The 18,634-nt window shown below is 41.9% G+C and carries 21 protein-coding genes; 6 read left to right on the top strand and 15 right to left on the bottom strand.

The genetic code is table 11. The features are described 5' to 3' along the window. Position 1 precedes the first annotated feature (1 nt). The 9 genes from TY87_RS20750 to lptM all read right to left on the bottom strand — a co-directional run bounded on the left by TY87_RS20750 (position 2) and on the right by lptM (position 5,871). On the bottom strand, positions 2–706 hold the full coding sequence (locus TY87_RS20750; protein WP_100188508.1) for a flagellar hook assembly protein FlgD: 705 nt from the start codon (positions 704–706) through the stop codon (positions 2–4). A 10-nt stretch (positions 707–716) separates the two neighbouring features. Further along, positions 717–1,166 carry a flagellar basal body rod protein FlgC gene (gene flgC, locus TY87_RS20745; protein WP_100188520.1) on the bottom strand — a complete coding sequence of 150 codons (450 nt, stop codon included), beginning with the start codon at positions 1,164–1,166 and terminating at the stop codon, positions 717–719. A 5-nt stretch (positions 1,167–1,171) separates the two neighbouring features. Next, positions 1,172–1,564, bottom strand: a complete 393-nt coding sequence (gene flgB, locus TY87_RS20740) for a flagellar basal body rod protein FlgB (protein ID WP_100188507.1) — start codon at positions 1,562–1,564, stop codon at positions 1,172–1,174. Between the two features lie 264 nt (positions 1,565–1,828). Next, positions 1,829–2,155, bottom strand: coding sequence for a thioredoxin TrxA (gene trxA / locus TY87_RS20735; protein WP_072842076.1), 327 nt, complete (start codon positions 2,153–2,155; stop codon positions 1,829–1,831). Between the two features lie 104 nt (positions 2,156–2,259). After that, a complete protein-coding gene (locus TY87_RS20730) occupies positions 2,260–2,967 on the bottom strand; it encodes an HAD family hydrolase (RefSeq protein ID WP_232617200.1) in 708 nt (235 codons plus the stop codon). A 2-nt stretch (positions 2,968–2,969) separates the two neighbouring features. Continuing rightward, on the bottom strand, positions 2,970–3,635 hold the full coding sequence (locus TY87_RS20725; protein WP_100188505.1) for a DUF484 family protein: 666 nt from the start codon (positions 3,633–3,635) through the stop codon (positions 2,970–2,972). Between the two features lie 7 nt (positions 3,636–3,642). Then, entirely contained in the window at positions 3,643–4,473 is an 831-nt protein-coding gene (dapF, locus tag TY87_RS20720) for a diaminopimelate epimerase (RefSeq protein WP_100188504.1), read from the bottom strand. Positions 4,474–4,483: 10 nt separating this feature from the next. Further along, the gene (lysA, locus tag TY87_RS20715; RefSeq protein ID WP_100188503.1) at positions 4,484–5,737 is read right to left on the bottom strand and encodes a diaminopimelate decarboxylase; all 1,254 of its coding nucleotides are present in this window, start codon (positions 5,735–5,737) and stop codon (positions 4,484–4,486) included. Positions 5,738–5,751: 14 nt separating this feature from the next. Then, positions 5,752–5,871 carry an LPS translocon maturation chaperone LptM gene (lptM, locus tag TY87_RS20710; protein ID WP_198432149.1) on the bottom strand — a complete coding sequence of 40 codons (120 nt, stop codon included), beginning with the start codon at positions 5,869–5,871 and terminating at the stop codon, positions 5,752–5,754. A 224-nt stretch (positions 5,872–6,095) separates the two neighbouring features. Between lptM and TY87_RS20705 the strand changes: the two genes are divergently transcribed. Further along, on the top strand, positions 6,096–6,974 hold the full coding sequence (locus TY87_RS20705; protein ID WP_100188502.1) for a hypothetical protein: 879 nt from the start codon (positions 6,096–6,098) through the stop codon (positions 6,972–6,974). An 86-nt stretch (positions 6,975–7,060) separates the two neighbouring features. Here TY87_RS20705 and argH read toward each other — a convergent pair whose 3' ends face one another. Beyond that, entirely contained in the window at positions 7,061–8,461 is a 1,401-nt protein-coding gene (gene argH / locus TY87_RS20700) for an argininosuccinate lyase (protein ID WP_100188501.1), read from the bottom strand. A 156-nt stretch (positions 8,462–8,617) separates the two neighbouring features. Here argH and hemC point away from each other — a divergent pair, with 156 nt between their 5' ends. Genes hemC through TY87_RS20680 form a run of 4 tightly spaced genes read left to right on the top strand, consistent with a single transcriptional unit; the run spans position 8,618 to position 12,843 of the window. Beyond that, on the top strand, positions 8,618–9,556 hold the full coding sequence (gene hemC / locus TY87_RS20695; protein ID WP_100188500.1) for a hydroxymethylbilane synthase: 939 nt from the start codon (positions 8,618–8,620) through the stop codon (positions 9,554–9,556). Between the two features lie 41 nt (positions 9,557–9,597). Beyond that, positions 9,598–10,350 carry a uroporphyrinogen-III synthase gene (locus tag TY87_RS20690; RefSeq protein WP_100188499.1) on the top strand — a complete coding sequence of 251 codons (753 nt, stop codon included), beginning with the start codon at positions 9,598–9,600 and terminating at the stop codon, positions 10,348–10,350. Position 10,351: 1 nt separating this feature from the next. Continuing rightward, positions 10,352–11,617, top strand: coding sequence for a uroporphyrinogen-III C-methyltransferase (locus TY87_RS20685; RefSeq protein ID WP_100188498.1), 1,266 nt, complete (start codon positions 10,352–10,354; stop codon positions 11,615–11,617). Further along, on the top strand, positions 11,614–12,843 hold the full coding sequence (locus tag TY87_RS20680; RefSeq protein WP_100188497.1) for a heme biosynthesis HemY N-terminal domain-containing protein: 1,230 nt from the start codon (positions 11,614–11,616) through the stop codon (positions 12,841–12,843). Before TY87_RS20685 ends, TY87_RS20680 begins: the two co-directional genes overlap by 4 nt. A 116-nt stretch (positions 12,844–12,959) precedes the next feature. On the opposite strand, the gene TY87_RS20675 is transcribed toward TY87_RS20680, so the two are convergent. The 3 genes from TY87_RS20675 to TY87_RS20665 all read right to left on the bottom strand — a co-directional run bounded on the left by TY87_RS20675 (position 12,960) and on the right by TY87_RS20665 (position 15,759). After that, the gene (locus TY87_RS20675) at positions 12,960–14,507 is read right to left on the bottom strand and encodes a methyl-accepting chemotaxis protein (RefSeq protein WP_100188496.1); all 1,548 of its coding nucleotides are present in this window, start codon (positions 14,505–14,507) and stop codon (positions 12,960–12,962) included. A gap of 99 nt (positions 14,508–14,606) precedes the next feature. Continuing rightward, the gene (locus TY87_RS20670) at positions 14,607–15,518 is read right to left on the bottom strand and encodes a bile acid:sodium symporter family protein (RefSeq protein ID WP_100188495.1); all 912 of its coding nucleotides are present in this window, start codon (positions 15,516–15,518) and stop codon (positions 14,607–14,609) included. 55 nt (positions 15,519–15,573) lie between these two features. Continuing rightward, entirely contained in the window at positions 15,574–15,759 is a 186-nt protein-coding gene (locus tag TY87_RS20665) for a hypothetical protein (protein WP_072842103.1), read from the bottom strand. 91 nt (positions 15,760–15,850) lie between these two features. Between TY87_RS20665 and yaaA the strand changes: the two genes are divergently transcribed. Continuing rightward, positions 15,851–16,633, top strand: a complete 783-nt coding sequence (gene yaaA, locus TY87_RS20660) for a peroxide stress protein YaaA (protein WP_100188494.1) — start codon at positions 15,851–15,853, stop codon at positions 16,631–16,633. Positions 16,634–16,667: 34 nt separating this feature from the next. Here yaaA and prmC read toward each other — a convergent pair whose 3' ends face one another. Next, entirely contained in the window at positions 16,668–17,516 is an 849-nt protein-coding gene (gene prmC / locus TY87_RS20655; RefSeq protein ID WP_100188493.1) for a peptide chain release factor N(5)-glutamine methyltransferase, read from the bottom strand. A gap of 28 nt (positions 17,517–17,544) precedes the next feature. Beyond that, on the bottom strand, positions 17,545–18,633 hold the full coding sequence (prfA, locus tag TY87_RS20650) for a peptide chain release factor 1 (RefSeq protein ID WP_072842109.1): 1,089 nt from the start codon (positions 18,631–18,633) through the stop codon (positions 17,545–17,547). Position 18,634 lies beyond the last annotated feature (1 nt).

The following is an 18,634-nucleotide window of genomic DNA, read 5'->3' as shown; positions in this document are numbered from 1 at the left end:
ATCACCCTAATATTTCTAATTCGTTCGTAAGTTTAATTTTGCCGTGGTTTTCCACGTTTAAAACCGTGCCATTTTCACCATTTATGGTGACACCTTGAATACGCGTAGGAACCTGAGTGCTTATCGCAGATATTTCGCCTTGCTCATTGATTGATGACGCGGCAAAACGATATTCACCAGGCGGCAAAACATTTCCCTCGTCATCTAACTTATCCCACTTGTACTCACCCGTGCTTAGCTCGGCGGTACGAACAAGACGGTTGTCCGCGTCGTATATTTTTAATGTTGCAGCCTGAGAGTTTTCAGGGATCATAGCTTTGAGCTGAACAGCCTCAACATTATCCCCCACCTTCACCTTACTACCATCCATCAAAATAGACTTACCAACTAAGGTAGAAGCACTAAGTGCTTGATTCGACGTAAGCGAAGTGGCCATATTTTCTAATTGATCAGAGATACTAGTGAGTCGCTCTAACGAACTAAATTGAGACATCTGCGCCACCATGTCATTGGTGTCTTGCGGTGCAGTCGGATCCTGTCCTTTAAGCTGCTCTATATAAAGCTTTAAAAAGACATTTTGATCAGCAAGTGCCGCCTCATCTTTCTGCACCTCTGGCTTTTCAATACCAGCCTTTGTCTTAGCCGCTTCGGTTCCATATTGGGAAATCAACCCATTAAGACCTTTCGAGTCAGATATATTTGCCATCTGTCAGCTCCTATGACTGCCCAAGCGTGAGCATTTTCTGCATCATACTTTTGGCTGAGTTCATAATTTCTACGTTTGTCTGAAAAGAACGAGACGCTGACATCATATCTGCCATCTCTTCCATCGGGTTTACGTTCGGATAAAACACGTAACCATCTTCATTTGCCATTGGGTGATCTGGTTCGTATCGAGGCTGTAAAGGTGCGTCCGATTCCACAATGCCATCTACTTTTACCCCAACACCAGAACCGGTATCATCTTTGTTCGCATTGTTCCAACCATATTCACGCATGCTGTCATTCATCATTTGTGAAAATACGGGCTTACGGGCACGATAAGTTTGATCAGCCGAACTTGCCGCACTGTCTACGTTCGCCATGTTGCTTGCAATCGTATTCAAACGTATGGTTTGAGCACTCATTGCAGATCCAGAAATGGTAAAAATATTACTCAAAGACATCGTCATTAATTCCCAGTAAGCGCTTTTTTCATGCCGTTAATTTTTCGATCCAAGAACATAAAACTCGTATCAAACTGTAATGAGTTTTGAGCGTACTCAGCCTGCTCTCTTTGCATATCAACCGTATTACCATCCAAAGATGGCTGGTTAGCATTTCGGTACAACAAACCGTCAGGCTCACCAGAAAAACCTTCCGCAAAAATATGACGTGAGTTTGTCCCAGCAAGCTGTAATTTTTTACTTTCATTATTTAAAAGCGAATCGAACGAAATATCTCTCGCCTTATAATTTGGCGTATCAGCATTGGCAATATTGTTTGCAAGGACAGCCGCTCTCGCGCTACGAAACTCAAGCGTCTTATCATGTCCAGCAAATGCACTTGCAAAAGAAATAGCCATTGGATCCTCAAAGAAAAATATTATTCATCTATACAAGCAACATAAAGCAATTATAGTGCCAATAAATAATAACCTTATTTTTCATACACTTAATTAGAATTGAAATAAGAACGGCAAAAAGCGGCAACAAATATAGGGAGAAAAATAGACCCACTTTGTTGTAGTTTGACTATAGGACAGGATAGTAAAAACAAAAAAAGCAGCCATCAAGCTGCTTTTTATAACGCAATAATGATCTAATTAGGACAACAGCCCTATTAGCAATTAGATAGCGCTGTTTACAAAGTCTACCAATTGAGATTTAGACACTGCACCCACTTTAGTCGCTACCACTTCACCACCTTTAACGATAAGCAAAGTAGGAATACCACGTACATTGTACTTAGGCGCTGTTTCTTGGTTTTCGTCAACGTTAAGTTTAACAACTTTTACTTTGCCTGCGTATTCAGCAGCAACGTCTTCCAAAACTGGCGCAATCATTTTACAAGGACCACACCATGGAGCCCAAAAATCTACAATCACAGGGATGTCTGAATTAAGCACTTCTTCTGCAAATTGAGCATCAGTGATTTGAATTGTGTTCTCACTCATAATAATTCCTCAAAATTCTATATTTAACTAATGAATGTAGATAGTGTATCACTAAATGATTGGGGTAAAAACGAGTTCTCTTTAATTAAAGCGATAGAAAAATGCTATATCATTAAAGATCGAATGACTGTTGGCAATTCAAGTAACGAATGTATTTCTGCATGAGAGCGAGCGCCCCAATCATCTCCCCAACGCTGAGCACCATGACGATTAAACCAAATACTTTTTGCTCCAGCATTTGACGCACCAAACACATCATCCATAGGGTGATCACCAACATGAATAAGCTCAGATAAGTCTACACCAGCTTTTTTTGCTGCCATTGAAAATACATCAACAGCAGGCTTTGCAACACCAACCTGGTCTGCTCGTACAGCAAAATCAAAGTACTGCCCTAAACCGACATAAGGATGAAATACATCAGCATTACCGTTGGTGATAACAGCCAAAGCATAATCCTGGCTCAAAGCTTCCAAGACATCCACAACGTGAGGGTAAAGATCAACCTTTTGACGCCACTCACAAAAGTGCGCCAGCGCAGCACCAGCAACAGATTCAGCTTCCTCAGAAGGCAACCCAAATTGCTTTAACGCAAGCTTATATACAGCTAAGCGAATCGCAGTCAGATTAAAAGCCATTTCTGGATTCTTAGATAATACTTGGCCTTTTAACTCCTCTCGGGCGAGAAGCGAATATTGCAGAGAGAAACCAGGAAAGCGCTCTTCAAACCAAGACTCCATGGCATATTCCGCTCGCATAATGACCGGAGCGACATCCCATAAAGTATTATCAAGGTCAAAGGTAATAAGCATGCTCACGGCAACAACCTCAATAGAATCGCACTCAATAAATCAGCGAGGTACTGAAGAAACAAGGCGCCTTTTTCCTTTTCAAAAGCCGATTTGCTTTCTGCCCCTAACACCAGAACACCACATTTTCTAATCTCTCCGCCTTCTCGCGAAAGAAGCGGTAAAACAGCAACAGAACGAATAGACGTAGCATCATCAAGGAAAAGAAAGCTCATTTCATTTGCTGGTAACATTCCACAAAAACAGTCCGTAAACCCAGCAGCATGAGACAAAAACATATCGTCTTCCACCAGCTTATGAGACCTAACAGCACTATCTGGAAACTCGCCGTATAAAACCAATTCATGATGAGACACTTCAAAATCGTCTCTCACCATATCGTCGACAATAACTGCTAGGTCGTCTAAGGAGCTACAGGTAAGACCTGCTAATACTAAACGACGACTTTTTTGCATAGTAGACTCATTTTCACGAGCCACTTCGACTAAACGCTCAAATTGAGCACGATAATCAGCCGTCGACTTGCGTAACAAATTCACCTGATATTCAAGTAACGAAACTACTTTCCCATTAACTGGATGAGGAAGTGTCAGACTCTCCAACAAATCAGCATGCCGAATAAAAAAATCCGGTGTTTTTGACAAATATTGAATCACTTCTTCTTCGCTCATAATCCCTCTATAGGTAAATTTGACCTTCGAATACTTTCTCAGCGGGACCTGTCATAAGAATAGGCGAGCCTTCACCCTGCCATTCAATATGTAAATCTCCGCCGCGCAAATGGGCTGTCACTTTAGGTGATAACCATCCCTGTTTAATTCCAGCAACAACCGCCGCACAAGCACCAGTTCCGCAAGCCTGAGTTTCACCCACGCCACGCTCATAAACACGTAAATTGATTTCATCAGGATTAATAACCTGCATAAAGCCAACATTCACCTTTCTAGGAAAGCGCTCATGACACTCAATCAACGCACCAACTTTAGCAACCTCATCATCCATTAGTTGATCAACTTTGATCACTGCATGGGGATTACCAACAGACACTGGTGTCATTAAATATTCAGTGCCATCAGCCATTATGCTGTAAAGAGTGTCACAAGGTTCTGCTGTAAACGGCAAATCCTGCGGTTCAAAACTTGGTGCTCCCATGTCTACCGTAACTAAACCACCGTCTAGCACACGTAATTGGATCGCACCGCGCTTTGTTTCAACATTGATAATGCGCTTATTCGTTAACTCTCGATCTAAAACAAATTTAGCAAAACAACGAGCACCATTTCCACAATGCTCAACTTCACTGCCATCTGAATTATAGATACGATAACGGAAATCCATATCTGGATCAGTGGGTGGCTCAACCACTAAAAGCTGATCAAAGCCAATCCCCCAGTTACGATCACTCAACCTCTCGATTTGCTGTTTATTAAAAAACACCTTACGAGACACCGCATCGACTACAACAAAATCATTTCCTAGACCATGCATTTTGGTAAATTTTAATAACACGACGAACTCCTTAGTCTGGCAAGATTTGCTCACCAGCTAACTGATGTTCAATCGTTTCACGAGCACGAATCAAATAGGTTTTATCGCCATCGACCATAACTTCCGCAGCACGATTCCGGCTATTGTAATTTGATGACATTGTGAAGCCATAAGCTCCCGCAGAGCGAACCGCCAAAAGATCACCGGCCTGAATATCTAACTCACGATCCTTACCCAAAAAGTCGCCGGTCTCACAAATAGGACCGACAAGATCGTAGTTGCGCTTGCCCTCTGGCGTTGGCAACAAAGAGACAGGAACAATGTTCATCCACGCGCCGTATAAAGATGGGCGGATAAGGTCATTCATCGCACCGTCAATGATGGCGAAGTTTTTATGCGGATTGCATTTCAAAAACTCAACTTGTGTTAATAAGATACCAGCGTTCGCTGCGATAGAACGACCTGGCTCAAAAGCCAGTTCGAAATTTCTACCTTTTACTTTCTCAAGCAGTAGCTTAGCGTAATCAGAAGGCTCTGGTGGTACTTCGTCACGATAACGAACACCCAACCCGCCACCCAGATCAAGGTGTTTAATTGTAATGCCGACTTCAGCTAGTTCATCTACCAAACCAATAAGACGATCGAATGTATCTAAGAAAGGTTTTAGTTCTGTCAATTGTGAGCCGATGTGGCAATCTACGCCCATAACATTTAAGTTAGGTAATTCATGAGCAATTTTGTAGATACGAACCGCGTCTTTAATATCGATGCCAAACTTGTTTTCTTTCAAACCCGTTGAAATATAAGGATGAGTTTTAGCATCGACATCAGGATTGACGCGTAAAGATACAGGCGCCACTTTGCCCATTTCGCCAGCAACTTGATCCAATCGGTATAGTTCTGCTTCAGATTCGACGTTAAAGCAATGAATACCGACTTCTAACGCCCGACGCATTTCCACGGCTTGTTTACCTAAACCGGAGAACATAACTTTTGAAGGCTCGCCACCCGCTTTTAAAACACGCTCAAGCTCACCAACAGAAACAATATCGAAGCCTGATCCCAAGCGAGCTAAGACATTCAAAATCGCAATATTAGAACAGGCTTTTACCGCATAGCAGATCAAGGTTGGGTGTGATGCGAATGCATCCGCGTAAGCTTTATAGTGACGTTCAAGAGTGGCACGAGAGTATACGTAACAAGGCGTACCATACTGATTTGCAACATCTGACAAGGCAACATCCTCTGCATGCAGAGTCTGATTCGAATAATTAAAAAAGTCCAAAAGGGAATCCTCAGCTATAAAGACGATTCTTGCTGCGTTTCAGCCGTGTCACTCGGTAAATAAAGCGCACCTTTATTTCCGCAAGCTGTAAGGAAAACAGCCAACACACACACTGAAAGCAACTTAAACATCATCTTATCTCTTCTATTTTTGATTGAGACAGTATACCTTGCAGCCAGTTCGTTTCCCAACCCCAGCGAGCTAATTACATAGATATTCTTTGGACAGTATTCTTTAGACAGAATAGGCATGCGCTTTACCTTGAATTTGCTATATTTACCTCAAGCTATAAAGACACTGACTTAAGTTGGACTCAAACATCGCTAACTTCAACAAAACACAAAAAACAAGAAGCTTAATGAAAAACAAGATTGCCCCATGGATGGCTGCACTTGTCTGTGCCATCGCAATACACATACTCATAATCGAAGTATCAGACAGCCAACATTGGTTTGATGTAGACACTCAACCCTCCACTTTTGAATTGTTTTTATTACCGGCAACACAAAAAACACCAAATAATGAGCCAACTGAAGCGGAAGTATTTAACCAGAGCGAAGAAACTAAACCAGTGGATGCTCAGCAAGCTGAAACAACGCTAGCCACAGAAGAAACACAACCTGCAAAAACTGAGCAAGCGGAACAAATAGAAGAAACAGACTCAATAATACCAACTGAGCCACCAGCCAGCATTGTGTCTGAAAAACCTACAGGCAAAGAACTAAGTGAAAGAAATAATGGATTTGATCCTCAAGAAGTAATAAACAACATAGACAATGAGCAGGTGTTATCAGAAACGTCTTTACAAGATAATGCACTGAATCCAAATATTAATACGGCTCAGTTAAGCTCCGACAAACCAGAACTACTTGATTTATCAAAAGTATCTTTGTCGCCAGATGTACAGGATGAAGCACTAACTGGTGTTTTCTCTGAAGAATTGAGAGATAAAATTACAGAGTCGAAGAAAGCACAAAAAGACTATTTGAAAGGCTTAACAAAAGAAGTCGACTACCCAATCACCAAAGACGCGGATGGTACACGCTACGTCAATATCAAAGGTGTCTGCTGGCGACTACCGAAAGAAGGCAGCAATGAAGGTTGGGCCATTGTATTTGATGGTTGTGGGGTAAAATCAAAGTTATTTCACTTTGAGTTGAATATTTCCCCCAGCATCATCACAAATGAGTTATTAGGGCCAGACTCACCATTCAATTTAGATCAAGCAGCAAAATAACTGTCTTCCTAAAAAGTCACCTAAACAAAAACGGCTACTCAAAGGTAGCCGTTTTAAATAGTTCCAGTCAGTCTAACTAAACAAACTTATCTTGCAGAAAGGTCTACTTTAGCGCGTTCGACTGCTATTAATACTTGAGCAGGTGCCGTTCCACCAATGTGGTTACGAGCTGCTACAGAACCTTCAAGAGTCAAAACATCAAAGACGTCAGCTTCGATCATGCTACCGAAAGATTGAAGTTCTTCCAATGTCATTTCAGACAAATCCTTTCCGGTTTTCACACCGTAACCCACAGCTTTACCCACTACTTCGTGAGCATCACGGAATGCAACGCCATGACGTACCAAGTAGTCAGCTAAATCGGTAGCAGTAGAAAAACCACGACGAGCAGCTTCGTACATATGTTCTTTACGAGACTCAATTGCAGGAATCATATCGGCAAATGCACGTAATGAGCCTTTAAGCGTATCAACCGTATCAAACAAAGGTTCTTTGTCTTCTTGGTTATCTTTGTTGTAAGCCAAGCATTGTGACTTCATCAGGGTTAACAGGCCCATTAAATGTCCATAAACACGACCTGTTTTACCACGAACCAATTCTGGCACATCTGGATTTTTCTTCTGAGGCATAATGGACGAGCCGGTACAAAAGCGGTCTGGCAAATAAATAAAGTTAAACTGAGCAGATACCCACATCACCATTTCTTCAGCCCAGCGGGACATATGCATCATGATAATAGACGCCGTTGCCGTAAATTCGATGGCAAAATCTCGGTCACTTACTGAATCCAAAGAGTTGTAAGTTGGGCGTTCAAAACCTAGCAACTCTGCCGTCATATGACGATCGATTGGATAAGTTGTTCCCGCAAGCGCAGCTGCGCCAAGCGGTAAAATATTAATACGTTTACGGCAATCAACTAGACGCTCGTAATCACGCTGCATCATTTCATACCAAGCCATCAAATGATGACCAAAGGTCACTGGCTGAGCCGTTTGCAAATGCGTGAAGCCAGGCATAATGGTGTTCGCTTCTTTTTCAGCTAAGCTCAAAATGCCTTGTTGTAAACGAGTAACCTCCTCCAACAAGAAATCCACTTCGTCACGCATATAAAGGCGAATGTCTGTAGCTACTTGGTCATTACGAGAACGGCCTGTGTGCAATTTTTTACCTGTTATGCCGATTTTTTGCGTCAAACGAGCTTCAATGTTCATGTGAACATCTTCTAACTCAATCGACCACACAAATTCACCGCGAGCAATTTCGTCTTCGATTTCAGTCAGCCCCTGAATAATCTGATCTCGCTCTTCTTCAGTCAAAACACCAACACTAGCAAGCATTTTGCCATGTGCAATTGACCCTTGAATATCCTGTTTTGCCATACGTTGATCAAACTCAACAGAAGCAGTAAAACGCGCAACAAACGCATCAACAGGCTCAGAAAAACGACCACCCCATTGCTGGTTCGTGGTTTTATTAGTATCAGTCATTCGGTTGGTTCCCACACAAATTCAAACAGCTGCCAAGAGTACATTAAGCGCCTCGACTTATAAAGCATTGAAAGATGACGGACTCCTTCTTAACGAGTATCATTGATGAAGAAAAGTGAAAGATATTTGTCCATCTACAAGTCATTAGGAGATGAAGTGAAAGATAAGATTGTGATCGCAACCAGAGAAAGTCAGTTAGCCCTTTGGCAAGCCAATAACGTCAAAGCGCAACTAGAAAGCCTCTACCCTGACATGAAAGTTGAATTACTTGGCATGACAACAAAAGGCGATCAAATTTTAGATTCACCTCTTTCTAAAATTGGCGGCAAAGGTCTTTTTGTTAAAGAACTAGAAAACGCACTTACAGAAGGTCGAGCCGATATTGCTGTGCATTCCATGAAAGATGTACCAATGGCCTTTCCTGAAGGATTAGGTCTCGCCGTAATTTGTGAGCGCGAAGACCCTAGCGATGCCTTTGTTTCTAATAAAGTGGAATCACTTGATCAGCTACCAAGCGGTGCGGTCGTAGGTACATCCAGCTTACGCCGCTCTTGCCAGTTACGCATGAAACGTCCCGACCTAATAATCAAAGACCTTCGTGGCAACGTGAATACGCGCCTCAGAAAAATGGATGACGGTGAATACGACGCCATTATTTTGGCGACAGCTGGCTTAGTTCGCCTAGAAATGCTTGACCGAATTCGACAAAGAATTCCTGCTGAAACGAGCTTACCAGCAGGCGGACAAGGTGCGATGGGAATAGAATGCCGATCTGATGATGTTCAAACCATTAATTTATTAGCGCCATTGCAACATGAAGAAACGGCCATTCGAGTTACTGCAGAACGCGCAGTGAATGAACGCCTTAATGGCGGGTGCCAAGCCCCTATTGCCTGTTTTGCGGTATTAACAGGCGACTCTATTTGGTTAAGAGGCTTGGTCGGTAGTCCTGATGGCAAAACTATGATTGAAGGCGAAATTCGTGGTCATAAAGACGATGCAAAATCCCTTGGCGTTCAATTGGCCGACGACTTACTTGCTCGCGGCGCAGACATCATACTTGATGCCTTATACAATGAAGAAAATAGTAATTAAGAAGTTCAACTAGAAAGCAAAATAGAATAGGCAAAATATTAGTGCAAGACTGTCGTATCCTAATAACCCGCCCCGAGCCTGAAAATTCGCTTAGCCGTGAACGCGTTCGCGCTTACGGCTGGGTAGCAGTACCTCTTCCAATGCTGGAAATTACACCTGTAGAAGATATAAACAAAAAAGCTATTATTCGGGCACAGATTTTTGATATCGATACGTTTGATTACGTTATATTTGTTAGTAAAAATGCCGCTCGTCTCGCGTGCGATTGGCTAGATGAATGCTGGCCAATGCTACCAGTTAATGTTCATTGGATCGGCATAGGCCAAGGTACGACACAAACATTATTAAATGAAGGCGTTCCAGCTCTATCGAATCCTGGACATACTACTGAAGCCTTACTTGAATGGTTAAAGACTGCCAGAATGAAAGATCAGAAAGTATTGATTGTTCGTGGCGAAGGTGGACGCCCAGAACTTGCCAATAAGCTGGAGGAGAGAGGCGCAAAAGTCAGCTATCTTTCGCTCTACGATAGAAAAAAACCGATCTATTATGCTCAAACTTTCTTCATGCTGCCCGATATCAATTTAATATGGGTAACCAGTGGAGAAAGTTTACTCAATCTTTCAGAATACGTGTCGCTGCATAAACCAGAATGGAAAACGCTGCCTATACTCACACCTAGTATCAGGGTCAATCAGCAAGCAAAAGAAATGGGTTGGATAAATGCCTCGTGCGCAAATGGCGCTGACGATAATAGCTTGATCAAAGCGACAGAATTTCACACAGGAAAATAGAATGACTGAGAATAACAAGCAAGAGCAACATCCAAACGCCGCTATTGAGACAACGCCTGAAGCTGAAACTAAAAGCCAAAAGAAGCAGCCAGATCTGCTTGAAAAAGCTAAAGAAAAAAACACACCACAACCAGCAATCAATCTACTTGTCTCACTTTCTCTTGGCCTATCAGCTGTCGCCCTAGCAACAAGTGGTTGGTTATATTTCCAAAGTACTCAAAGCACACTTCACAAAGACATTCAGCAATTAACAACGCAACAAACTGATTTCGATAATAAGTTAAACGCCAATACGCTGAATAAATCTCAGTTTAATCAACTAATTGAACAAGTTAAAACGTCAGAGCAAACAATCTTATTGCAAAAAAATGAGCTCGCTGTCCAACAAGCTCAACAGGACGAAAAGCTACTATCACTTGAATCAAAGCTGAATCGACTCAACAACACCACTAAAGAAGATTGGAAGTTAGCTGAGGCTGAGTATTTAATTCGTCTTGCTAATCAACGCTTATTACTTGAGTCTGACAATAGCGGCGCGGCCACATTACTCATCAATGCTGATGATATTCTTAATGAACTCGAAGACCCTATCGTATTTGCAACACGTAAAGCCCTAGCAAAAGACATCCAAGCGTTAAAGTCCATTAGCCAATTTGATTTAGAAGGCGCTTACCTCAAGCTAAACGCTTTGTATGATAATGTTCAAACTCTGCCTCAACGAGAACCATCCAAAGAATGGCAAGCAAATACCACAGAGAAAACAAAAGAAGCTAACGACTCTACAACCAGCAAAATAACCTCAGTTCTAGAAAGCTTTTGGAAATCCATACGTTCACTAGTGGTCATAAATTACAATCACAAACCAATAAAAGCGTTGCTGCCACCAGCAGAATACCAAGAGCTCATTACTGGTATACAACTACAACTGGAAATTGCTCAGGTAGCCTTAATCAAAGGCGAGCCAATAATTTACCAACAAGCGCTGTCTCGTGTTGCAAACGCAACAACAGAGCATTTCGAAACTCAATCAAATATTGTTACAACATTCTTGGCCAGTCTAACCGTATTGCAACAGCTGAATCCATCACCAGACCTACCACTCCCTAGAGAATCATTAATGGCGATGAAATCATTAATGAAGGAATGGAATGACCGCAGCTCAATCAAACAAAATATCCCCGATAATGTTGAGCAGTCTCAAATAGAGAGTGAGAAAAAAAGCGAAAGCACTACCGCACCTCAAACCGACCTAGGAGATAAGGCATGAGAAAACTCCTTTTCTTACTTGTCATCATGATGGCAGTGGGTGGTATATTAGGGCTACTGATGCGTCAAGACAGTGGCTATGTGCTCGTGGCTTACAATGGCGTTACCGTTGAAACCAGTTTATGGGTCTTGGTTGTAGCCATGGTTATCGCGCTATTTGTACTTAGCTGGGTAAAACGAATTCTGTTTATAGCTCTAAGGCCCAGCAACTCTCTAGCAAAAGTCACTGGCAATTTGGCGCAAAAAAGAGCCTCACGAAATACTATTCGAGGCATGTTGGAACTCGTTGGTGGCAATTGGAACAAAGCAGAGAAATTACTAACCAACAGCGCCGAAAAAGTCCCTTACCCACTGATCAATTATATCGGTGCCGCTTATGCCGCCAGCGAACAAGATGAACATGAACGCTCAAAAGCATTATTACGCTCCGCCCATAAATCAACACCAGAGGCAGAATTTGCTATTGGCTTTGCTCAAAGCCAAATCCAAATAAAGCAAGAACACTACGAAGGCGCTCTCGCCTCGCTTTTGCGTCTACAAAAGTTGAAACCAAAGCACAAACAAGTATTAAAAATGCTAGTCACGGTTTACAAGCAGCTAAAAGACTGGGATGCCTTGCTCACCCTAACCCCAATACTCAAAAAAGATGGCATATTCGATGATGATAATATGCTTGAGTTAGAACGAAATGCATTTTTAGCTCTACTTGATAAGATAAAGTTTCGCAATAAGCTTGGACAAAACAAAAAAGAGCTGGTTGCTGAAGTAGAAAACCTGTGGAATAAATTAGACACTCTGTCTCAAGATGACAGGATGAGACAACTATATGCTCACACCCTCATTCATTTCGGAGACGATGCAAAAGCGGAAAGCTTTATTCGCAATAGCTTAAATAACAGATGGTCTGAAGAGTTGGTATATGAATATGGCAACATAAAACAAGACAACCCTAAAAAGCTATTAACCCATTGTGAAAACTGGCTTAAAAAAGAGCCAGCAAGTGCAAACTTATATCTTGTCTGTGGCCGCTTGAGCCAATCAATGATGCTGTGGGGCAAAGCGAGAGACTACTACGAACAAGCACTTTCTCTTGATACACAAAACGAAGCGCTTGCAGAGCTGAGTCGCTTACTAAAAGCCATGGGCGATACCAAAGCAAGCCAAGAGCTAATGATGATTAATCTGAGTAATGCTAGCAATCAATTAAAACCACTACCTCTGCCTTAGCAACCTCATTCGCAAAATATATAGACATAAAAAACGCTGTTATTTTCATAACAGCGTTTTTATTATTCATAAATAGAACTAATCGTTAATATGTAACAGCCATCCAAAGTAAAGCGTTATTTAAAACGCACCACCAACTCATGCATATTATTCGCTACATCTTGCAGAGCTCTAATACTATCGCTTGATTGATTTGATTTTTCAGAGCTCTCAACAGATAAATCTGAAATTCGCACGACTTGACGATTAATATCCTCCGATACATGTGCTTGCTCTTCGACTGCAGCCGACATCTGTATTGCCATATCAGATATTTTCGACACGGCCTCAACAATGCTAACAAAGGCGCTTTCCATCTCTATGATTTTTTCTAAACCTTGTGCTGCATCTTGCTTACCTTGATTGGCAATCGATACCGAGTTTTTAGCGCCACTGCGAAGCGTTTCTATAATATGGTGAATATCCTTTGTGGAACCCTGTGTTCTTTGAGCCAGTTGACGTACCTCATCTGCCACCACTGCAAAACCTCGACCATGCTCGCCTGCCCGCGCTGCTTCAATCGCCGCATTTAATGCCAACAGATTAGTTTGCTCAGCAATCTGATCTATCATCTGCGCGACTTGTGCAATTTGTTCAGAGCGATCTGCCAGTTCCTGTACCGTAGCACCGATATCATTCACTGTTTCACTTAATTGGCGAATCGACTGACGTGTTTCTTCAACAGTTTTTTGCCCACTTTTTGCGGCCCCAGAAGAAGATTTAGCGCTATCCGCAGTCATTTGTACATGTTGAGCAACATCATTAATGGTTGTCGTCATTTGCTGCATAGCGGCAGCAACATCTTGGGTTTCATGCTGCTGACTTACCATCCCTTTAGTCGTTTCGATTGTAAGCCCAAGGCCAATTTTAGATTGTTCGGAGACTTTTAAAGACTCATCTTCAAAGCGAGTCAATACTGCATCCATTCTCGATAACAAGCTTTTTACGCCTACATCAAGTGTTGCAATATCCAAAGAAGTATCTGAATAAGTTATGCCAGCTAGAGGATGAAGAAAAGCAGTTGATAATCGCTGCTTTAAAGTCGCCTGTAATTTAGAATGGTTCAGAAGAAACAAGGCATTTGCCAATAAACTTGCCACTGTCAGAACGCCTGCACCGTACATAATGTTAACACTGCCTGCAGCAACAGCCAGAACGATACCAACCAAAGGCAACACTAGCTTCCATGACATAAAGGCTCTTGGCAGAACATTTTTACCACTATTGATTCGTTGATAGATTTTTTCTGCTCGTGCTACGTCTTCTCTATTCGGCACGGTCCTAACAGATTCATAACCAATAACTTTTCCACCTTCAGTGACAGGGGTTACGTAAGCATCCACCCAGTAAAAGTCGCCATTTTTACAGCGATTTTTCACCAAGCCCATCCAAGCTTTTCCTTGCTTTAAAGTGTCCCACATAATTTGGAACGCCTCTTTAGGCATATCAGGATGGCGTACGATGTTATGAGGGCTGCCAATTAACTCGCTTTTATCAAAGCCGCTAATTTTTACAAATGCATCATTGCAGTGAAGAATTTTTCCTTTCAAATCTGTAGTCGTAATGAGCTTCTCATCTTTAGAAAATGTTTTCTCTTGATTTGTCACTGGCATATTTTGGCGCATAGAAAAGCTATCCTTGAAACTTTATATAAAGGTAGTTTTAGATAGAAACCAATTTATCTTAACTTAACCATAAGATAAATTTATCAAAATATCTGAATATTATTTTAGTAAGCTTCTATTTAGCCAGCGAGTAAAAACGGGTAATAAATATGTAGGTATTTGTAAAGCACCAGCTAAGGGTAAAAACGCCGGCCCCAATAAAGCCCCTGCAATACTATATGTAAGTAAGACATTTCGATTTCCAGAAGTAATCGCTGCCGTTAGTGCAATAGCTTTACCGTGCTTGCGATAAAAAAGATAAGACAAAGCAAAAAATAGACAACATAAACCCGTTGCTATCAGAAAGTAATTCAATGCCATCATTGTATCTTGATCAAATAACACGCGAAAACTACCAACCAATCCGAACGGAAAAGCAAACACCAACAAAATGGTATAAGGCGAAATTTTCATCAAGAAACGACTTAATGCTTCCTCAGGAAAAAAGCGATGAACCAAAAATGAAAACAGCATTGGACCAAAAATAAAAACCACTAAACGGACAAGATAACTATTCCAGTCAAGCTCCACCCTTTCGGTTTGAAAAAATATCAACGTGATAAAAATAGAAACAGGCAAAACCAATGTTGTTGCTATCGTCATCGCCATAGCTTGTAGACTATCAAAACCTAATGCCCTAACAATTGCAGGCGTAGCAAACAAAGACCCAGTAGCAGCGACGGCAACAATGGCCAATAAAAGATCTGAATCAAATGACAGCCACCAACCAATAACACTTACTACTCCCATAAATACCACAGAATGCAACATGGCATAGAGCCATATTCCTTTACTACTCAATCGTTTAATTAATTCATTTTGTTTCATACCTAACAGCGTCAATGACATTAGGGTAAACAGCACAATAGGTAAAAAAGGGAAAAAAGCTAACGAAACCGAGGGAAGTAAAAAGCCAAGAACAGCAAACACGAACATAAAAGGAAGGGAATTTCGAACAAGGAAAAGCAACATGGGTTAAACACCTTAATAGGCAGCCCAATATAAAAAACAACCGTAAACTATCTAATTATTTTTTAGAGCCGCAGCAAATTTTATTATTTTCAGGTAACTCAGCAAGCTCAACCACCCAATCAGCTCGAGCCTTATCAAAAGCCGTTCTAAGAGCTTTTAATTCATCACTTGATGCAAGAGGAGCTTCTTTTTCATCATGACTCTGACGAGAAGAAGGGAATGGTATCAGATTATTCTTCATAAATTGTCTCTATTAAAGCATTGTCTGGATATCTATCGACACTCTATGGATAATCTTTAGCAAACGCAATGATCAAGCAGATGGAATACCTATGAAGTTTTTAATATCACCAGCGAAAACATTAGACCTAACCTCGCCCCCTAGCATTGATACGTTCAGCGTACCTGAACTGCTAGATGAATCTAAAGAGCTCATCGATACGATCAAACCGTATTCACCGGCGGACATCGCTTCCCTCATGAAGCTCAGTGACAAGCTTGCTACGCTTAATGTATCTCGCTACCAAGAATGGCAAAAAGAGCATACTAAAGATAACAGCCGCCCTGCTATTTATACTTTTATGGGCGATGTGTACACAGGGCTAGATGCTTACTCATTAAATGAAAGCGATATGAAATACACACAAGAGTCCCTACGTATTTTAAGTGGTCTGTACGGGCTGCTAAAACCATTAGATCTGATGCAGGCCTATCGATTAGAAATGGGGACTAGCCTAAAGAACGACAAAGGCAGCAACCTCTATCAATTTTGGGGAGACATCATTGTTGACAAGATTAACGAAACTCTTGAAGAAGGCGAATTACTGGTCAACTTAGCCTCTAACGAGTACTTCAAAGCGGTTAACAAAAAGAAGCTAACGTCACCATTAATTAGCCCAAACTTTCTCGACGAAAAAAATGGCAAGTTTAAAGTGATTAGCTTTTATGCAAAAAAAGCCCGTGGTTTGATGGCTCGCTACCTAATAGAAAACCGATGTGAAACGCTAGATGAACTTAAGGCATTTGATCTAGCTGGTTATCGCTATGATCCTCAGCAATCAACAAAAGACACTCCTATGTTTATTCGCCCAGAAAGCGCACAGCCAAAAAAGTAAAGCGACCAAACGAAGTAAGCGCTAACTCTAGCGCTTACTTCTTTAAACTATATTGCCCAATGGTAACCCGATCATTGCCACCTAAATCTTGAAAACTCTCGACGGCAGAAAAGCCCGCGTCAATCAGACATTTTCGAACAGCTGCAGCCTGTTCATAACCATGCTCGAACATTAAATAGGCATTTGGCATCATAAAATTAGGCGCTATCTGAATGATATGCTCAATGTCAGCCATACCATGATTATCCGCCACTAAAGCGCTTTTAGGCTCAAAACGCACATCACCTTGTGACAAATGTTCATCATCAGGGTCAATATAAGGCGGGTTCGACACGATCAAATCAAATGGTTCGCAACCTTCTAAAGCATCAAACCAACTACTTTGTATAAACGTCACATTACTAAGCTGATTTCGTAACGCATTACGCTTAGCCAAAGCCACAGCCTCTTCAACTAGATCCACGCCAACAACAGTCGATTTAGGCTGCTCTGACGCCAGCGACAAGGCAATTGCGCCTGTCCCAGCACCAAGATCTAGAATGCGATTTACTTTGCTTATATCAAGCACAGACAAAGCCACTTCCACCAGCCGTTCAGTGTCAGCTCGAGGAATCAGAGTACAAGGAGCGACCTCAAGGTCTAGGCTCCAAAACGCCTGCTGACCCAATAAATACGCAACAGGCTCACCAAGCTCCCGACGAGCCAATAAGTCATTAAAGCGCCCTACGTCTGATGTACTGACTAGTTTTTCTGGCCAGGTATAAAAATAGGAAGTTGACACAGCTAAGACATGAGCAAGCAATAACTGCGCATCTAACTGAGCAGTCTCAGAGACAAAAGTAAGGCGCTCGTAAGCGCCTTTTAGTAGTTCATCAATTCGCATATGCGATGATTACCTTTATTTATTCAGATTAATTATCGCCACTTAACGCTGCCAACTGCTCCGCTTGGAACTCGTTCACTAGCGGGTTGATCAAAGAGTCTAATTCACCAGCAACAATTTCATCTAGCTTGTACAAAGTTAGGTTAATACGGTGATCAGTAACCCTGCCTTGTGGATAATTGTAAGTACGGATACGTTCAGAACGATCACCACTACCCACCAAGGATTTACGCGCTTCGGATTGCTCACTCGCCGCTTTTTCTTGTTCAGCCGCTTGCAAACGAGACGCGAGCAAAGACATGGCTTTGGCACGGTTTTTATGCTGCGAACGCTCTTCCTGACACTCTACGACAACGCCTGTTGGAATGTGCGTCAAACGAATGGCCGAGTCTGTTTTGTTTACGTGCTGACCACCCGCACCAGAGGCACGGAAAGTATCAATGCGCAAATCGGATTTGTTGATGATGATGTCATCTAATTCATCCATTTCAGGCATAACAGCTACAGTACAAGCTGACGTATGGATACGGCCTTGAGATTCCGTCGCTGGAACACGTTGGACTCGATGAGCACCGGATTCAAACTTCAGTTTAGAATAAGCACCTTCACCAACAATACGAGCAATCACTTCTTTGTAACCGCCATGCTCACCATCGCTTGCACTGACAATTTCAACTTTCCAACGTTGTGTCTCTGCATAACGAGAATACATGCGGAATAAATCGCCAGAGAAAATAGACGCTTCATCGCCACCAGTACCAGCACGCACTTCTAGGAATACGTTACGAGAGTCGTTCGGATCTTTAGGTAAAAGCAATTTTTGCAATACTAGCTGAAGCTCTTCTTTTTGTGCTTGACCGGCTTTGTATTCTTCCACACCCATTTCTTTTATGTCTGGGTCAGCATCCGTCATCATCAATTCGGCTTCAGCAATGTTTTCATCTATTTGCTGAAACTCATTAAAACACTTAACAACAGGCTCAAGCTCTGCGTATTCTTTGGAATAAGCACGGAACAAATCTTGATCCATAATGACTTCAGCCACACCTAAAAGCGCTGATAATTCGTCATAACGATCAGATAAACTTTCTAATTTTAACTTTATGGATTCTTTCATT

The sequence above is a fragment of the Marinomonas sp. BSi20584 genome, assembly GCF_002792415.1.
Taxonomy (GTDB): domain Bacteria; phylum Pseudomonadota; class Gammaproteobacteria; order Pseudomonadales; family Marinomonadaceae; genus Marinomonas; species Marinomonas polaris.
The sequence above is the reverse complement of the archived record's forward strand: the minus strand, read 5'-3'. Positions and strand labels throughout refer to the sequence as shown.